The following is a 13,313-nucleotide window of genomic DNA, read 5'->3' as shown; positions in this document are numbered from 1 at the left end:
CTCGCGCGCGCCAATGATCCTCCGCCCGGCAATAAGGTCATCTGGCGCGGCATGCATCGGCTTGTCGACATCCAGATCGGGTACTGGTTGGGGCGTGAAAATAGTGGGTAATCACAAGCGCGCGCCTCTTGTTTACAACCCCCTCATCCTGTCCATTGAAAGTAAACGACTTTTGACGCTCCGGCCCTGAGCATGAAGGCGTGGGCTATTTGCACTATTTCACGGATCTGCTTAAAGCGTTCTTCTGACTGTCCGCACGCACGCCTAAAGAGTTTACCGATGACGTGCATCGATCAACTCAGCGGAGAGCGCGTCAGGTACCGCGCCAACAGCGGCCGTTGCGGCGGCGCGTCCCCGAATGACGGCTCGGGTCTAGAGCGTGAGTTCGCTGATGCACGAAGCTGCCGCCGGGCTGCTCAATGCCGCCATCGTCAGCAATCCGCCACATTGCTGACGTAGAACCACGTCCATCCCAATGGCAGCTCCGGCCGATGAAGCACTATTCGTCGTCGAGAACCGAATGGCTGTTGTACCGTGGAAGCCGTCGCGCAAATCGCGCCGGACCGACGGGCTGAAATGGGTCGAGGTCGTGTGAAAACGCGAAAGTACTCGGCTTTCGGGTGTCGTTTTACCCTTTCGGCTAGGCTGCCAAGCCAATACAGCGCGATCTGACGAGTCGATTTTCGGAAAGCCGCCTTCAGCATGTGTTTTCCGGCTTCGGTCGAACTGAGACAGTTGGACGGAGGGGCCTATCGTGCGGTGAACGCCCGACTTATCTGGCGAGGCCACTTGACCTCGTCACTCTGCAGGCAGATCGAAGTTGTAGCGAGAGAAGAATGGCGTAGGTTGTCGCGCGCAATCGTTAGTTCCGCCCCGCTCGCGAGCGTTGCATGTATGTAACGCATGCCTTGCGGACGGGCACGCCGCAGCTTCTCGGCCGCGACCGGATGGTCGGCGCCGGCTATATCGGCAGCTTGCCGGGAAGAAGCGTCGCATGACGGCAAAACGAAACGAGTCGTTTCCCAAGCGCACAGTGCCGGCGTTGCATAGCATGAAGCCCGGCAGTACCGGCCCGGGGATTCCGAGCATTCCCGTGTCTCGCGTACGCTGCTGACCTTGCTCGCGTGCCGTTGGTGAAGTAGATTTTAATTGCGAGATGAATCAGGCGGGAGGGGCTGCCATGGAACTGAGCGTAGAACGCGTCGATGTTTGGGCCGCTACCATCGACGACAAACCGGGCGGGCTTGCGCAAGTATTAAGCGCTTTGCGGGATGCTGGCGTAGACCTGCAGTTCGTCATCGCACGTCGCACGCCGGAAGCATCGGGCAAAGGGGTCGTGTTTGTCGCACCGCTGCAGGGGGAGAGGGAGATCCATGCCGCGACACAGGTCGGGTTCACCGTCACCCCGAGCCTTCACTCCGTCCGTGTAATGGGCTTGGACCAGTTGGGGATCATCGCGCAATTGAGCCAGATGCTGGCCGACGGGGGGATCAACCTCCGCGGCGTTTCCGCTGCTGTACTTGGTACACAGTTCATTGCTTATCTCGCGGTCGACTCGTTGGACGATGCCGAAAAGGCGATGGACATTCTACAGAGGGCCTGAAGAGCCCCTGCCGGACCGCGAACTGGCGTGGTTCTTCCTATCGAGGCGCCTGGGTCGCCTTGTCTGACACGACTGCCCTGGACGACCACTTCAGATCGACAGACTGTGCAGCTGCGTGCACGCGAGCGCGAAGTGGCCTGGTCTCAGTTCGTTTAGGGTTGTTCGACGCCTGCCATCGTCCGCAGGAATGTGACTGCGCCACCGTGCATGACAATTGCAAATTGCTCGAAGAGCAGGGAGGAATGTCCATGTTTCGTAAACTCGTGATTGGCGCGCTAGGCGCCATGGCTGTCTTGTTCTCGACTACGGCATTCGCGCAAGGTACTGCGGCGGACGCTAAGGCCATGCTTGAAAAGACGGTTGCGGCCATCAAAGCCGAAAAGGCCAAGACGCTCGATCAGATCAACAAGGGCGAAAACGGCTTCCTTGTTGGCGACCTCTATCCGTTCTGCTTCAATCTCAGCGACGGACTCCTCGTCGCGGTCGGCAATCCCAACGTTAAGGGGTTGCTCGGCAAGGATGCGAGGACATTTAAGGACCCGACGGGCGACGTGTATGGCCCAAGGCTCTATGATGCGGCAAAAGAGGGCCAGATCAATGAGGTCAGCTACATGTCTCCCAAGGCCGGTGCTGACAAAATGTGGGTGCCGAAGGCGAGCTTCGTTACCGCGGTCGCCGGCCTGGGATGCGGCGTCGGTTACTACAAGTAGTCCGACCAAACCAACCGTCATATGGGCGCCGAACTGCCGAACTCCGACGCCCACACAATGCTATTTTCTCGCGTGACCGGTCAGTTCTGATGCCCTTCACTTCGCATGTGCGGTTTGCCATCGAGGCTGGTCAGTTTTGATATCCGCCTCGGGTCATTCGCGTCGATATTGTCATGTCTGCTACCTTGTCCGCTATCCACAAGAACCGGTGCACGTGGCAAGCCTGCGCGGATGACCGGATCCCTCTGTTAGCTGCCCCTGGATGTTCGGCCACGCGATAGGCGCGAATGGGTCGACTTGTGACGATCGCGCGTCGCTAACGTGCTTTGTTTTCCGTTTTCTGAAGCGACCCCTGGTTAGTCCACGTGTGCGAGGGCGCGTGTCGTGCAATCCTTGGGCGGCCGGTCGCGCAGCAGCAGGGGCATCAAACGCCGGTTGGCTGTCTGGGCCGCCCACTCGCAATACGCGGCGCTGCCGAGCACCCAGCCCTTGAGCGTCGACTCCATCAGGTTATTGACCTCGCGTTCGTCAAGAGGCTGTGCGCCCAAATCGCGGTAAGCCTGGTGGCGCTCGAACGGCGTATTGCCAAGCGCCCGGTAGAGTGGATGGTCCTTGATGAAGCTATCGACACGCAGCCCGCTGTGGTGCGCGTAGCTCGACCACGGGTAGTTTCCCGGCTCGGCTACAAGGCGGTTGCGCACCGGCGCATGATCGATGACCTGGCTCGCGAGCAGGAAATACCGGTCGGGCTCAATCACTGTTGCCTGGTACCCGCCACGCCACACCGTACCGCGGCGTCCATGGCGGCGGTTGAAGGTCTCGATATAGCGACGGCCGACCCCCTGCATCGCCATGGCCACGCTCGACTCGTATGAAGGCGTGACGAGGAACTGTATCGCGTCAGGCATGAGTACCCACGCGTGGACTGCCAGATCGGCGACGCGCGCTGCGTCTGCCAGGCAGGCAAGGAAGTACAGGTAGTCTCCTTCGTCCAGGAATGCGGGCCCCGTGAGCCCCTGCAAGATAACGTGCTGCGGTTGTTCTGGGACGTAGTGCCGTGCAAGCCGTGTCATGCTGAATTAACCGGAAATCCGATGTGAGAAAGCGATCCGACAGATATCGCACGGGTGACGGTGCGTAACGTGGGTATAGGACGAAATTCTATCGGTCATATGCGTGCGTTTGCATCACGAACAGGCCTTTTTTCTGGCCTCTTTTCGTTGATTTGCCGATCGCTACAAGCATCTGTTTTATGCCTCCACTGAATAGCAGCGCCGCGCTATACGCCTCCAGACGCTCTGCCTGCACGCCATCCGGCATCAATGCATCAGGCAGCAAGACGGTACAGCGGTCGAAGCGCCCCTGGTCGCCATTTCGCGTCCCACCTGAACCGGTCAAGCCTCGTGAAATGTGGTTCGCGAATTTCGTCGGTAGGTATCCGAACGATAACGATAGCCTCCAATCCGAGACCTTGGGCGGCGGCCCATGTCAGGACGGACTCGGCTGCCGTTGTGAGGGGCAATCTACAGACAAATTGCCGAGACCAGGAAACTGGCGCCACATGGAGCGGTGGTTTAACCGCACTGGATAAGTCGCAGGTGGCGTCTTCGATGCCTGGAAGTCAAGGCGTGCAGCGCGCGATGAGGGGATTGACGAGCAGGTCGCTGGAGGCGCTTTGGGCGTGGCGACCTTCGGGCGGAAGCCCGGGCAGGCAATGTCGTGCGTGCGGGGCACGGGTATCGTCGCGGAGAATCGTTGCTCAGTGGCGATCACCGCCCGGTCAGCATCCGGAGGATTTTCTGCACGATGAGCTCATGCTGCTCCAGCGCCTCATCGTGCGTACGTGCTCCGTAGCTCTTGTTGTCTCGCGCTTCCATTCCGGCGACGCGCGTCACGAACAGCGAAGCCTCCCCAGTCTTCGCTTCGGACACACTGCGGAAGCGGGTCGTGACCGTCACACCGGATTCGTCCAGCAGCGTGCGCCGGAAGATCAGTTCGTTCTCAGTCATCCAGCGCGACCACTCGCCGCGGTCGAACACCTCGACAGGTCTGTTCTTCGCATCGAGGACATAGAAGCGTTCCCTGCTGGACGGGACGGAGCGTGATTTCACATTTCAATGCGAAGGCGTGAGCAGGAAGCCGATCGCCTCCTGCCACCAGGTTTCGTCGACGCGGCCAATCCAGTCGTTATGTTCAGCCGCCTTCACCACCATCAATTGCCTTGGTTTGGCCAGCGAGTTGTAGAGCGCTTCGCCGAAGCGCGGGGGCACAATGCTGTCGCGTTCCGCAACCACGACGAGAACAGGGCGGCCGAACGACGCCAGGTGGGTCACGCTGTCGTATCGGTCGCGCAGCAGCCACTTCACGGGCAGCCACGGATAGTGATAAGCGGCGACGTGCTCGAGCCGATCCCATGGCGTGATGAGCAGCAAGCCAGCGGTCTTGTCGCGTTCACGCGAGCCGGCCGCGGCCACCACGCCGGCCCCGAGCGATTCGCCGATGAGCAGCAGCGGCGCGCCATAGTGGCGATGCGCCAGCGCGATGGTCTGTTGGGCGTCAGCGACCAGATTCGCTTCGCCCGGCGTGCCGTCGCGCGGCCCGTAGCCTGGATATTCGGCGAGGATCACGCGCAGCCCGAGCCGGGTGAGCGCTGCGGCGTAGAACGAACGGTGTCCGGCATGCCCCGCATTCCCATGAAAGACGATGGCGGTGGCGCGCGCGGATCCGGCGGGCTCGGCCACGAGGCCCCGGAACGCCTCAGGTGTCGGCCAGGCGCGAAGTCCGCTGGAAACGACGTCCTCGGTTGCAGCCTTCTCAGGGGAGTAGATAAAACGATCCTGCAAGATGGCGACTCCTGCGAACACAATCAGGCGCGCAACGGTGAGACGCAGCATTAACCCAGTGAATTTCATGGCCTTGAGCCCGATCCACCGATCGCTTCCGTCGCGCAGCCAGTTTAGCGTGCATTGGCCACCGCTGATGTCCATGCGTGTTGTCGCGAGCTTCGCGCTGACGGCGCTGGGCGGGACGGCTCTGAGGCAACAGGCAGGTAGCAACGACCCCCCGCGCTTGCACAGCGAACCGTGGACCAGCCATGTGCCGCATACTTCAGTGAATCACACCACCGAAAGCATCGACATGGTTGCCGACCCTGCACACGCCTGGTTGACCTGCAGCGCGCCTGTAGCTGCTGCACAGGCCGCCGGCCGACCGCTCGTGGCGCTGGAATCGACCATCATCGCCCACGGCATGCCCTACCCGGAGAATATTCGCTCTATGGTCGATTAATCGCAGAGTCGCGGATCAATTTAGTGATTCGCTCAGCGAGGAGACCTGAATAGAAATGCGTGTGTGGGCCGTAATGACCGCTTTTAAGAAAGCTGAAGGACCGCACGGGGTCGGTTACGGAAACTATCCGCGCGGGGGGATCCGAGCTCGCGATGTTTCAGGCGCTTAGCACCTGTTTGACCCGTTGCACGTCAACTCGTCGATCGACTGTAGACTCCATTCGACGCTCGAGCGACTCCTTGCGCTTTTCTTCAGCGTTCGCGATGAAGTCGGACAGTTCGCGCTCCAAGGCTGAATCTTTGGCGCCCGGCTTCCATCTCGCGGCTCCGTGCCGTCGGCGCGTGGCCCGAGCAAGTGCTAGCGCTGCCATCGCAGCCTTCGCACATTCGTATTCAACCTGACCACAAAGGTCGATTGGCTCGCCGAATTCGCGAAACACTTCCACATACTCCCGAGCGGCGTGCACTGTCGCCGGATACTCACGGAGCTCGGAGATAACTTTGCGGCTCAAGACATGCCAGTGAAGCCTGTCCGGGTAGGCAAAGGCGGGAATGGAAACGCCTTTACTGGCTTCGCGGCTCATAGGGTTGACTGGCTCCGCTGCTGCCCAGGTGGCCTTATGCATCATTGTCCGGCAGGTTCGGGCGTAGCTTTCCAGCGATAACGCTAGTTCCAGTGCAGTGTCGCGTCGCTGACGCTTGCGCTCCCTGGCATCCCTCGCTGAAATCCAGGCGAGCGTGATGACAGAACCGACTGCCGCTGATGTCAGCGCCAAAGTCACCGGAGTGTTCCAGTCGACTCGCTGGAGATATTCAAGCCATTCCTGCCGCATACGTTGCGCCTCGGAGAAAGAGGTGCAGAGAGTATAAGCAATCGTTTGCGCAGTAATCAGAGCAAAATTGGCGTTGTGTGTTTTCCCCACAATCGCTTCAGTACGGCGGTGAGTATCTTGACAAAATATGCTGATCCGGGGCAGCAGCCGGACCAGAACGAGGGGAGGCGCGCAAGATATTCAGGGCCGGTTCGCTTCGTAAGTAGACAGGGTCTGTCGGTCATGGCCACCACCGTTCGCTCGCTCAATCGGCAAGCTTCGGCCAGAAACCAGATGCGCCGCCGTAGGTCGATGGTGTCCATCGGATCGCGCGGCTTCGGAACCACCAGGAGGAGCAGCTGTGAAGAAAGAGCAACAGGTTGCACTTGTGACGAATGCGTCGGACTATGCCGGCCCGCCTGCCGTAGCAGCACTGCTGGATGCGGGATTCCGCGTGCTTGCCCACGATGATTCCTTCGTGGACGACATCGCGTGGGAGCACTTTTCGAACGCGAATGGCAGTGTCGAACGTGTGAGCGGCAAAAGTGTTGAGCTGCTGGTCGAAGCTGCATGGGCCGTCACTGGGCGGGTTGATGCCATTGTCAGTAACGACCACTTTCCCGCTATCCATCGGCCCACTGTGGATGCATCACTGGACGACCTGCGGCAGACGCTAGAAAAGCTGGTGGTCGGTCCTTTCGCTTTGGTAAAGGCGGCAATCCCGCGTATGAGACATCAGGGCGGCGGGAATCTCGTATTAGTGACATCGTGCCGGACAAAGCTGCCAATGCACGGAGGCGCCATTCCTGATGCCGCGAGGGATGCTGCGAATGCATTGGTTCGATCGTTTTCCGTCGAACTTGCGCCACTTAACATTGCCGTCAACGCAGTGGCACCGAACTTCCTGTATAGCGAGGCTTATTATCCACGCGCTATCTTCATAGACCAGCCGGAGGGTCGTGACTATGTCAGGTCTTCGGTGCCGGCCGGTCGATTAGGCCGACCGGAAGAGATCGGCGAACTGATCTGCTTCCTCGCATCGACACAGTCCCGGTTCCTGACTGGCGCTGTAATTGACTTTTCGGGCGGGTGGCCTGCGGCTGCAATGAGACCCGGAAAGACGGACGATTGAACGCAACCTGGCACAAAGTGGTACCGATTCTTGCCCTATGCGGGGGACGCATAGGCACATCGCATGAGGCGGCGTTTGTTAAGGGTTATTCGATGCCTGCCCTCATTCACAGGATCGTGAGTCTGCCGCGGCGCATGCGGGCAGACGTCGAATAAGCCTTAACAATAGTCGACGATCAGCCAAATACAGTTCGGCAAAACGGAATTTCGTCGAATACAGATGTTCGCAGTGGGAACTTGACCAGGTCTGATAGGGGGGCGAATCTCGCCACCACGTTGGCTCGAGAGCGCGACCGGATAAGCCGCCCGCGCTTCGTCTCGATGTTTTTGCTATTCAGTGGCGATGGCACCTGCATCCTCGCAGGTGTAGCCCAGTGCTTCGGCGACCTCGGGACAGGTCACTTTGCCGAACGCGACATTCAGGCCACGACGCAGATGTTCGTCATCGGTAAGCGCCTTGCGCCAGCCCTGGTCGGCGATTTGCAGGACAAAGGGAAGCGTCGCGTTATTCAACGCATAAGTGGACGTGCGCGGCACACCGCCTGGCATGTTTGCGACACAGTAGTGTACGACTTCGCCAACTTTGTACGTGGGGTCCGCGTGAGTCGTAGGCTTCGCGGTTTCGCAGCATCCTCCCTGGTCGATCGCGACATCGACGATGACGGAGCCCGGGCTCATCGCATCAACCATCTTGCGCGTGACGAGTTTGGGCGCAGTGGCGCCGGGCACGAGCACGCCGCCGATCACGAGGTCGGCATCGAGCACGTGTCGTTCGATGTTGTCCTGATTCGAATACACGGTGATCACGCGTGCGCCCAGCAGCCGGTCCATGCGTCGCAGCGCATCGACATTGCGGTCGATTACGACGACCTGCGCACCCGTGCCGACAGCCATCTGCGCGGCATTGGTGCCAACCACGCCGGCGCCGAGGATCACAATCTTCGCGGGGGGCACGCCCGCCACGCCGCCAAGCAGGATGCCCTTGCCACCGTGCGCGCGTTCCAGGCTGAACGCGCCCGCCTGAATCGACATGCGGCCCGCAACTTCTGACATGGGCGCGAGCAGAGGCAGTCCGCCGCCGCGTTGCGTGACGGTCTCATAGGCGATGCAGACCGCGTTGCTTCGGACGAGATCGGCGCACTGCTCGGGGTCCGGCGCGAGGTGCAAATAGGTGAAAAGAATCTGTCCTCGGCGCAGCATCGCACGCTCGGGCGGCTGGGGCTCTTTCACCTTGACGATCATGTCGGCAGCGGCAAACACCGCTTCTGCGCTGGGCGCAACCTGCGCGCCCGCGGCCCGGTATGCGTCGTCCGTTGCGCCGATGCCTGCGCCAGCGCCTGTCTCGACGTCCACGCTGTGTCCATGCGCGACGATCTCGCGCACGGAAGACGGCGTGAGACCGACACGATACTCGTGGTTCTTGATCTCCTTCGGAACACCTATGTGCATATTGCCTCCTGTATGGGACTGCCGGTCTGCCGCGAAATGATCTGATTCCTCAGACGCCCAGCACGAGCGGCGAGCGTTCGCGAGGGAGGCGCCGACGACGCTAACGCACGCAGGCGGCAGGATCGCAAGAAACGATCGCCACCGTCTACCCGATTTCACCTGTTAGCGACGCCATCGCCGGGCGCTTGGCCAGTAGCAGGTTGTGACGGGTAGCATCGGAACGGGATGCATGCGGAAATCGAGCGTGACGTAGGTGCTATATCCGGCTACGAGTAGTGATTTCCACAATACTATCGACTGTGTGGTAGGGGTTGTTAATGTAAATGTGGTGAATATTGGTTGAATCACCTGAATTAGGCGGTGTGTGTCCACCACCTTACATCGCATGCCTAAGGGTTTATATCTAGTCCCGTCTCCTCCACGTCTCCTTTCGATATGGATTTAGCCCGATGCCATTTCCTGCAAAAGTACGCAACTCGAAGAGACAGTCAAGGCACACGAAGGGCTGCAGATTGTCCACGGGCCGACGCGGCTGCGCCCGCTCGGCCGTCGTTCCTTTCGCTTGCAACGTTACTGTTGCCGCATGTGCAATGCCAACTTGTTGTTCGAACTCAATCCGCTGCAGCCGGAGCACTCGGATCAGGTTTGCCTGTATCAGGCCTCAAACATTTTCGACCCTGTCTCAACAGCTCATCCGGGTATGGACGCAGGCGATCGAGTTCTTGGCTGTCGTCAATGTGCCAACGGCAGGAAGGTGCCCTGAAGCGGCCTCACGAGAGGAGGTTGCGATGAACATCGAAAAGATGGCGAATGATTCGGGCATGCAGGTCGTGCTCGATGGTCGGATCGGCCGCGAGTCGCGAAGGAATGCGGCAGCCTGCTGGGCAGCAGGCGCTCCGCACGACGCATCTTTTGCGGCGGGAAACCCGCCGGCCCCCCCCCAACGCCTTCCTGAATTTCGACGCCCGGCCGGGGTCGCTTATATAGTGACAGACTGCGGGCAGCGATCTGTTACCTTCACTGCCTTTTCCAGCTCGCCCCTATCCGACCGCGACGATGCATCCACCTGGCGCTACCGTACCGATCTCCCTCGTCCAAGGTTTTCTCGACGGCGTGGGCGCCCAGCCTGACGTCGTCGATCGATACCTCGAAGGAGCGAGCATCTCGCGCGCGCTGTTGACCGAATCGGGCGCCCGCGTGACGGAGGCGCAGTTCGCGGCACTATACCGAGCACTGGCGATCGAGTTCGACGACGAAATGCCGGGTATCTTCACGCGGCCATTACGCAGCGGCACCCTGAAATTCCTGTGCCTGAGTCTCCTTGACGCGCCGAACCTGGAAACCGCGATGCATCGGTTTGGTCAGTTCATGCATATCGTGCTCGATGACTTCCGGTTCGAGACACGGCGCAGCCCTCTGGTGGCGGATGTCGCGCTCGGACAGGGCGCCGCGGCCGTCAGCGTCCTTGGTCAGGAATTGATGCTGAAACTCGCGCACGGCGTGGGGTCATGGCTCGTTGGCCAGAAGATCCCGCTGCTGCAAGTCCGCTTTGCGTTTCCGCGTCCACCGCATGCGCATGAATATCTCTACCTCTTTCCTGGACCTGTCCAGTTCGACTGTGAACAGACGCTGATGCAGTTCAGCGCGTCTTTCTTCGACATGCCGATTCGCCAGCGCAAGGCGAACCTGCGCAAGTTTCTCGCGCGGGCGCCTGAAGACTGGATCTTTGTGGCATTCGACGAACAGCTCACGAGCCACCGCGTCAGGGAGTACCTGGCCTCCCGGTTGCCCGACATGCCGTCAATCGAGGAAGCCGCGCGCGGCCTGCACTGCTCGGTGCGGACCTTGTGCCGCCATCTTGCCGCCGAGGGCGCGGCGTTTCAGACGCTGAAGAACGAATTGCGACGGGATATCGCGATTCAACGTCTCACGGGAACCGAGGACGCGATCGCGGCGATTGCCGGCGACATCGGCTTCGATGATCCGACCGCCTTCCATCGGGCCTTTCGGCACTGGACGGGCAGCACACCCGGCGCGTACCGCCGCGGCACCTGATTCCATCGCCAACACCGGGCCTGCGCGAGAGGCCCGGTGTTGTTGCGCGCCGGCCGTCATGAGCGCGCCGCGCCAAGGCGACCTGGCCGGATTGCTCGTATTCCCTGGCCGACTTTGTCAATAGATGGTCCGGTTTGGTCAGCCGGATTCACCATGTTCGCGGCTACGATGCCGTCAATCGTTGCCGTGCAGGACCTGGTGTCCCAGTGTCATGGCACCCCTTTAAATTCCACCATTGGGAAGACACAGGATGAGTTATTCCGCGCCCGTCAAGGACATGCTGTTCGCCATTAATGAACTTGCAGGTATCGATCGAGTATCGGCGCTGCCCGGCTTCGAGGACGCGACGGTTGAAACTGCGCAGGCCGTGCTCGAAGAAGCCGCCCGCTTTAACGAGGACGTGCTGGCGCCACTGAATTTTGAAGGCGACAGGAACCCGAGCAGCTGGAAGGACGGCGTGGTCACCGCCACGCCGGGCTTCAAGGAAGCATTTCAGCAGTTCGCCGAGGGCGGCTGGCAGGGTGTCGTTCACCCCACCGAATATGGCGGTCAGGGCTTGCCGAAGCTGCTTGCCACGCCTTGCATCGAAATGCTGAATGCCGCGAACCTGTCGCTTGCGCTGTGTCCGTTGTTGACCGACGGCGCGATCGAGGCGCTGTTGACCGCGGGTAGCGAGGAGCAGAAGCAACGCTACGTGCCGAAGCTGATCTCCGGCGAGTGGACCGGTACGATGAACCTCACTGAACCGCAGGCCGGTTCCGATCTCGCGCTCGTGCGCACACGCGCCGAACCCCAAGGCGACGGCACGTACCGGATTTTCGGAACAAAGATCTTCATCACCTGGGGCGAGCACGATATGGCGGAGAACATCGTGCACCTTGTGCTCGCACGCCTGCCGGACGCGCCGGAAGGCGTGAGGGGCATTTCGCTCTTCATCGTCCCGAAGTTCATGATCAACGACGACGGCACGCTTGGCGCGCGCAACGACGTGCATTGCGTGTCGATCGAACACAAGCTGGGCATCAAGGCGAGCCCCACTGCGGTGCTGCAATTTGGCGATCACGGAGGCGCAATCGGTTACCTGATCGGCGAGGCCAACCGCGGGCTCGAGTACATGTTCATCATGATGAACGCAGCGCGCTTTGGTGTCGGCGTGCAGGGCATCGCTGTCGCCGACCGCGCTTATCAGAAAGCCGTTGCCTATGCGAAGGATCGCGTGCAGAGCCGGCCGGTCGACGGTTCGGCTAAACAGTCCGTGGCGATTATTCAGCATCCGGACGTGCGCCGCATGCTCGCGACGATGCGTGCGCTGACCGAAGGGGCTCGCGCGCTCGCCTACGTCGCTGCTGCCCACAGCGACATCGCGCACCGTCACGCCGACGAGGCAGTGCGAGCCGACCATCAAGCGATCTACGAGTATCTGGTGCCAATCGTGAAGGGTTGGAGTACGGAGCTGTCGATCGACGTCGCGAGCCTGGGTGTGCAGGTGCATGGCGGGATGGGTTTCATCGAGGAGACTGGCGCCGCGCAGTACTACCGCGACGCGCGCATTCTGACGATCTACGAAGGCACGACTGCGATTCAGGCGAACGACCTGGTCGGACGCAAGACGCTCCGCGACGGCGGCGCGGTTGCCAAGGTGTTGATTGAGCAGATTGACGAAACCCTTGCAGCGTTGTGGGAGCATACGTCGTATGAGTCCAGCCCAGCGTTCCAGGTGCTTTACCGTAATCTCAGGGCAACTCGCATGGCGCTGGCGAACGTCGTCGATTTCGTGCTCGCCCGAGCCCAGCAGGAACCGAACGTGGTGTTTGCCGGCAGTGTGTCGTATCTGAAGCTGGCCGGCATCGTGCTGGCTGGCTGGCAGTTTGCCCGGGCGCTACTGGTGGCCACCGAGAAGCGTAGCGACGATCCGTCCTTCTACGACGCGAAGATCGCGACGGCACACTGTTTCGCGACGCAGGTCCTGCCGCAGGCACTCGCGTTCGAAGCGGCCATCGTCGGCGCGCAGGATGACGTGGGCGTGCTGGCGCTGACGGAAGATCAGTTCTGATGCAAGGGGGGATCATGACTGAAGCTCGCCTCATCGAACAATACGGTCCACGCGAGTCGATGGAATACGACGTCGTGATCGTCGGCGGCGGCCCGGCTGGCCTGTCCGCGGCGATCCGCCTGAAGCAGCTGGCGGCTGAAAAAGGCGTCGAGATTGGCGTGTGCGTACTGGAAAAAGGCTCGGAGATCGGGGCGCATATCCTGTCGGGCGCGG

At 60.7% G+C, this 13,313-nt stretch carries 11 protein-coding genes and 3 pseudogenes; 8 read left to right on the top strand and 6 right to left on the bottom strand.

What is annotated here, in order from left to right; translation table 11 throughout:
• Nucleotides 1-749: 749 nt before the first annotated feature.
• Nucleotides 750-1,005: pseudogene (locus GNZ12_RS45800) on the bottom strand (integrase); the annotation flags it as partial.
• Between the two features lie 175 nt (nucleotides 1,006-1,180).
• Here GNZ12_RS45800 and GNZ12_RS38815 point away from each other — a divergent pair.
• Nucleotides 1,181-1,603 (top strand): ACT domain-containing protein, encoded by a 423-nt coding sequence (locus tag GNZ12_RS38815; RefSeq protein WP_172317582.1) that lies wholly within the window; start codon nucleotides 1,181-1,183, stop codon nucleotides 1,601-1,603.
• A gap of 221 nt (nucleotides 1,604-1,824) precedes the next feature.
• Nucleotides 1,825-2,313, top strand: a complete 489-nt coding sequence (locus tag GNZ12_RS38810; protein ID WP_216673534.1) for a cache domain-containing protein — start codon at nucleotides 1,825-1,827, stop codon at nucleotides 2,311-2,313.
• Nucleotides 2,314-2,669: 356 nt separating this feature from the next.
• Here GNZ12_RS38810 and GNZ12_RS38805 read toward each other — a convergent pair whose 3' ends face one another.
• The 3 genes from GNZ12_RS38805 to GNZ12_RS38795 form a co-directional block, all read right to left on the bottom strand.
• The gene (locus tag GNZ12_RS38805; RefSeq protein ID WP_172317579.1) at nucleotides 2,670-3,386 is read right to left on the bottom strand and encodes a transposase; all 717 of its coding nucleotides are present in this window, start codon (nucleotides 3,384-3,386) and stop codon (nucleotides 2,670-2,672) included.
• A gap of 696 nt (nucleotides 3,387-4,082) precedes the next feature.
• Nucleotides 4,083-4,424, bottom strand: a complete 342-nt coding sequence (locus GNZ12_RS38800; RefSeq protein WP_172317577.1) for a hypothetical protein — start codon at nucleotides 4,422-4,424, stop codon at nucleotides 4,083-4,085.
• 3 nt (nucleotides 4,425-4,427) lie between these two features.
• A complete protein-coding gene (locus GNZ12_RS38795) occupies nucleotides 4,428-5,225 on the bottom strand; it encodes an alpha/beta hydrolase (protein ID WP_172317611.1) in 798 nt (265 codons plus the stop codon).
• A 226-nt stretch (nucleotides 5,226-5,451) separates the two neighbouring features.
• Between GNZ12_RS38795 and GNZ12_RS38790 the strand changes: the two are divergent.
• Nucleotides 5,452-5,589: pseudogene (locus GNZ12_RS38790) on the top strand (pseudouridine-5'-phosphate glycosidase); the annotation flags it as partial.
• A 169-nt stretch (nucleotides 5,590-5,758) separates the two neighbouring features.
• Here the strand turns inward: GNZ12_RS38790 and GNZ12_RS38785 are convergent.
• On the bottom strand, nucleotides 5,759-6,523 hold the full coding sequence (locus tag GNZ12_RS38785; protein WP_328806141.1) for a hypothetical protein: 765 nt from the start codon (nucleotides 6,521-6,523) through the stop codon (nucleotides 5,759-5,761).
• Between the two features lie 250 nt (nucleotides 6,524-6,773).
• Between GNZ12_RS38785 and GNZ12_RS38780 the strand changes: the two genes are divergently transcribed.
• The gene (locus tag GNZ12_RS38780) at nucleotides 6,774-7,544 is read left to right on the top strand and encodes an SDR family oxidoreductase (protein ID WP_172317575.1); all 771 of its coding nucleotides are present in this window, start codon (nucleotides 6,774-6,776) and stop codon (nucleotides 7,542-7,544) included.
• A 329-nt stretch (nucleotides 7,545-7,873) separates the two neighbouring features.
• Here the strand turns inward: GNZ12_RS38780 and ald are convergent, their stop codons facing one another.
• Complete coding sequence (ald, locus tag GNZ12_RS38775; RefSeq protein WP_172317573.1) at nucleotides 7,874-8,992, bottom strand: alanine dehydrogenase; 1,119 nt, start codon at nucleotides 8,990-8,992, stop codon at nucleotides 7,874-7,876.
• A 1,056-nt stretch (nucleotides 8,993-10,048) separates the two neighbouring features.
• Between ald and GNZ12_RS38770 the strand changes: the two genes are divergently transcribed.
• From GNZ12_RS38770 to GNZ12_RS38760, 4 genes and pseudogenes are all read left to right on the top strand, one after another.
• Nucleotides 10,049-11,047: an AraC family transcriptional regulator gene (locus GNZ12_RS38770; RefSeq protein WP_172317571.1), complete on the top strand. Its 999-nt coding sequence runs from the start codon at nucleotides 10,049-10,051 to the stop codon at nucleotides 11,045-11,047.
• 250 nt (nucleotides 11,048-11,297) lie between these two features.
• Nucleotides 11,298-12,734, top strand: a pseudogene (locus GNZ12_RS38765) (acyl-CoA dehydrogenase family protein); the annotation flags it as partial.
• Nucleotides 12,723-13,100, top strand: a complete 378-nt coding sequence (locus tag GNZ12_RS45695) for an acyl-CoA dehydrogenase C-terminal domain-containing protein (protein ID WP_407947764.1) — start codon at nucleotides 12,723-12,725, stop codon at nucleotides 13,098-13,100. The pseudogene GNZ12_RS38765 and the gene GNZ12_RS45695, both read left to right, overlap by 12 nt.
• Nucleotides 13,101-13,114: 14 nt before the next feature.
• Nucleotides 13,115-13,313: NAD(P)-binding protein (locus GNZ12_RS38760; protein WP_172317566.1), on the top strand; the 199-nt coding region annotated here is incomplete at its 3' end.

It is taken from the genome of Paraburkholderia solitsugae, from assembly GCF_013177695.1.
GTDB classification, from domain to species: Bacteria; Pseudomonadota; Gammaproteobacteria; order Burkholderiales; family Burkholderiaceae; genus Paraburkholderia; species Paraburkholderia solitsugae.
The sequence above is the reverse complement of the archived record's forward strand: the minus strand, read 5'-3'. Positions and strand labels throughout refer to the sequence as shown.

Excerpts from the sequence above, each read along its gene's own strand:
- GNZ12_RS38805 (WP_172317579.1), bottom strand. The coding sequence starts at position 3,386 with ATGACACGGCTTGCACGGCACTACGTCCCAGAACAACCGCAGCACGTT.
- GNZ12_RS38815 (WP_172317582.1), top strand. The coding sequence starts at position 1,181 with ATGGAACTGAGCGTAGAACGCGTCGATGTTTGGGCCGCTACCATCGAC.
- GNZ12_RS38795 (WP_172317611.1), bottom strand. The coding sequence starts at position 5,225 with ATGAAATTCACTGGGTTAATGCTGCGTCTCACCGTTGCGCGCCTGATT.
- ald (WP_172317573.1), bottom strand. The coding sequence starts at position 8,992 with ATGCACATAGGTGTTCCGAAGGAGATCAAGAACCACGAGTATCGTGTC.
- GNZ12_RS38770 (WP_172317571.1), top strand. The coding sequence starts at position 10,049 with ATGCATCCACCTGGCGCTACCGTACCGATCTCCCTCGTCCAAGGTTTT.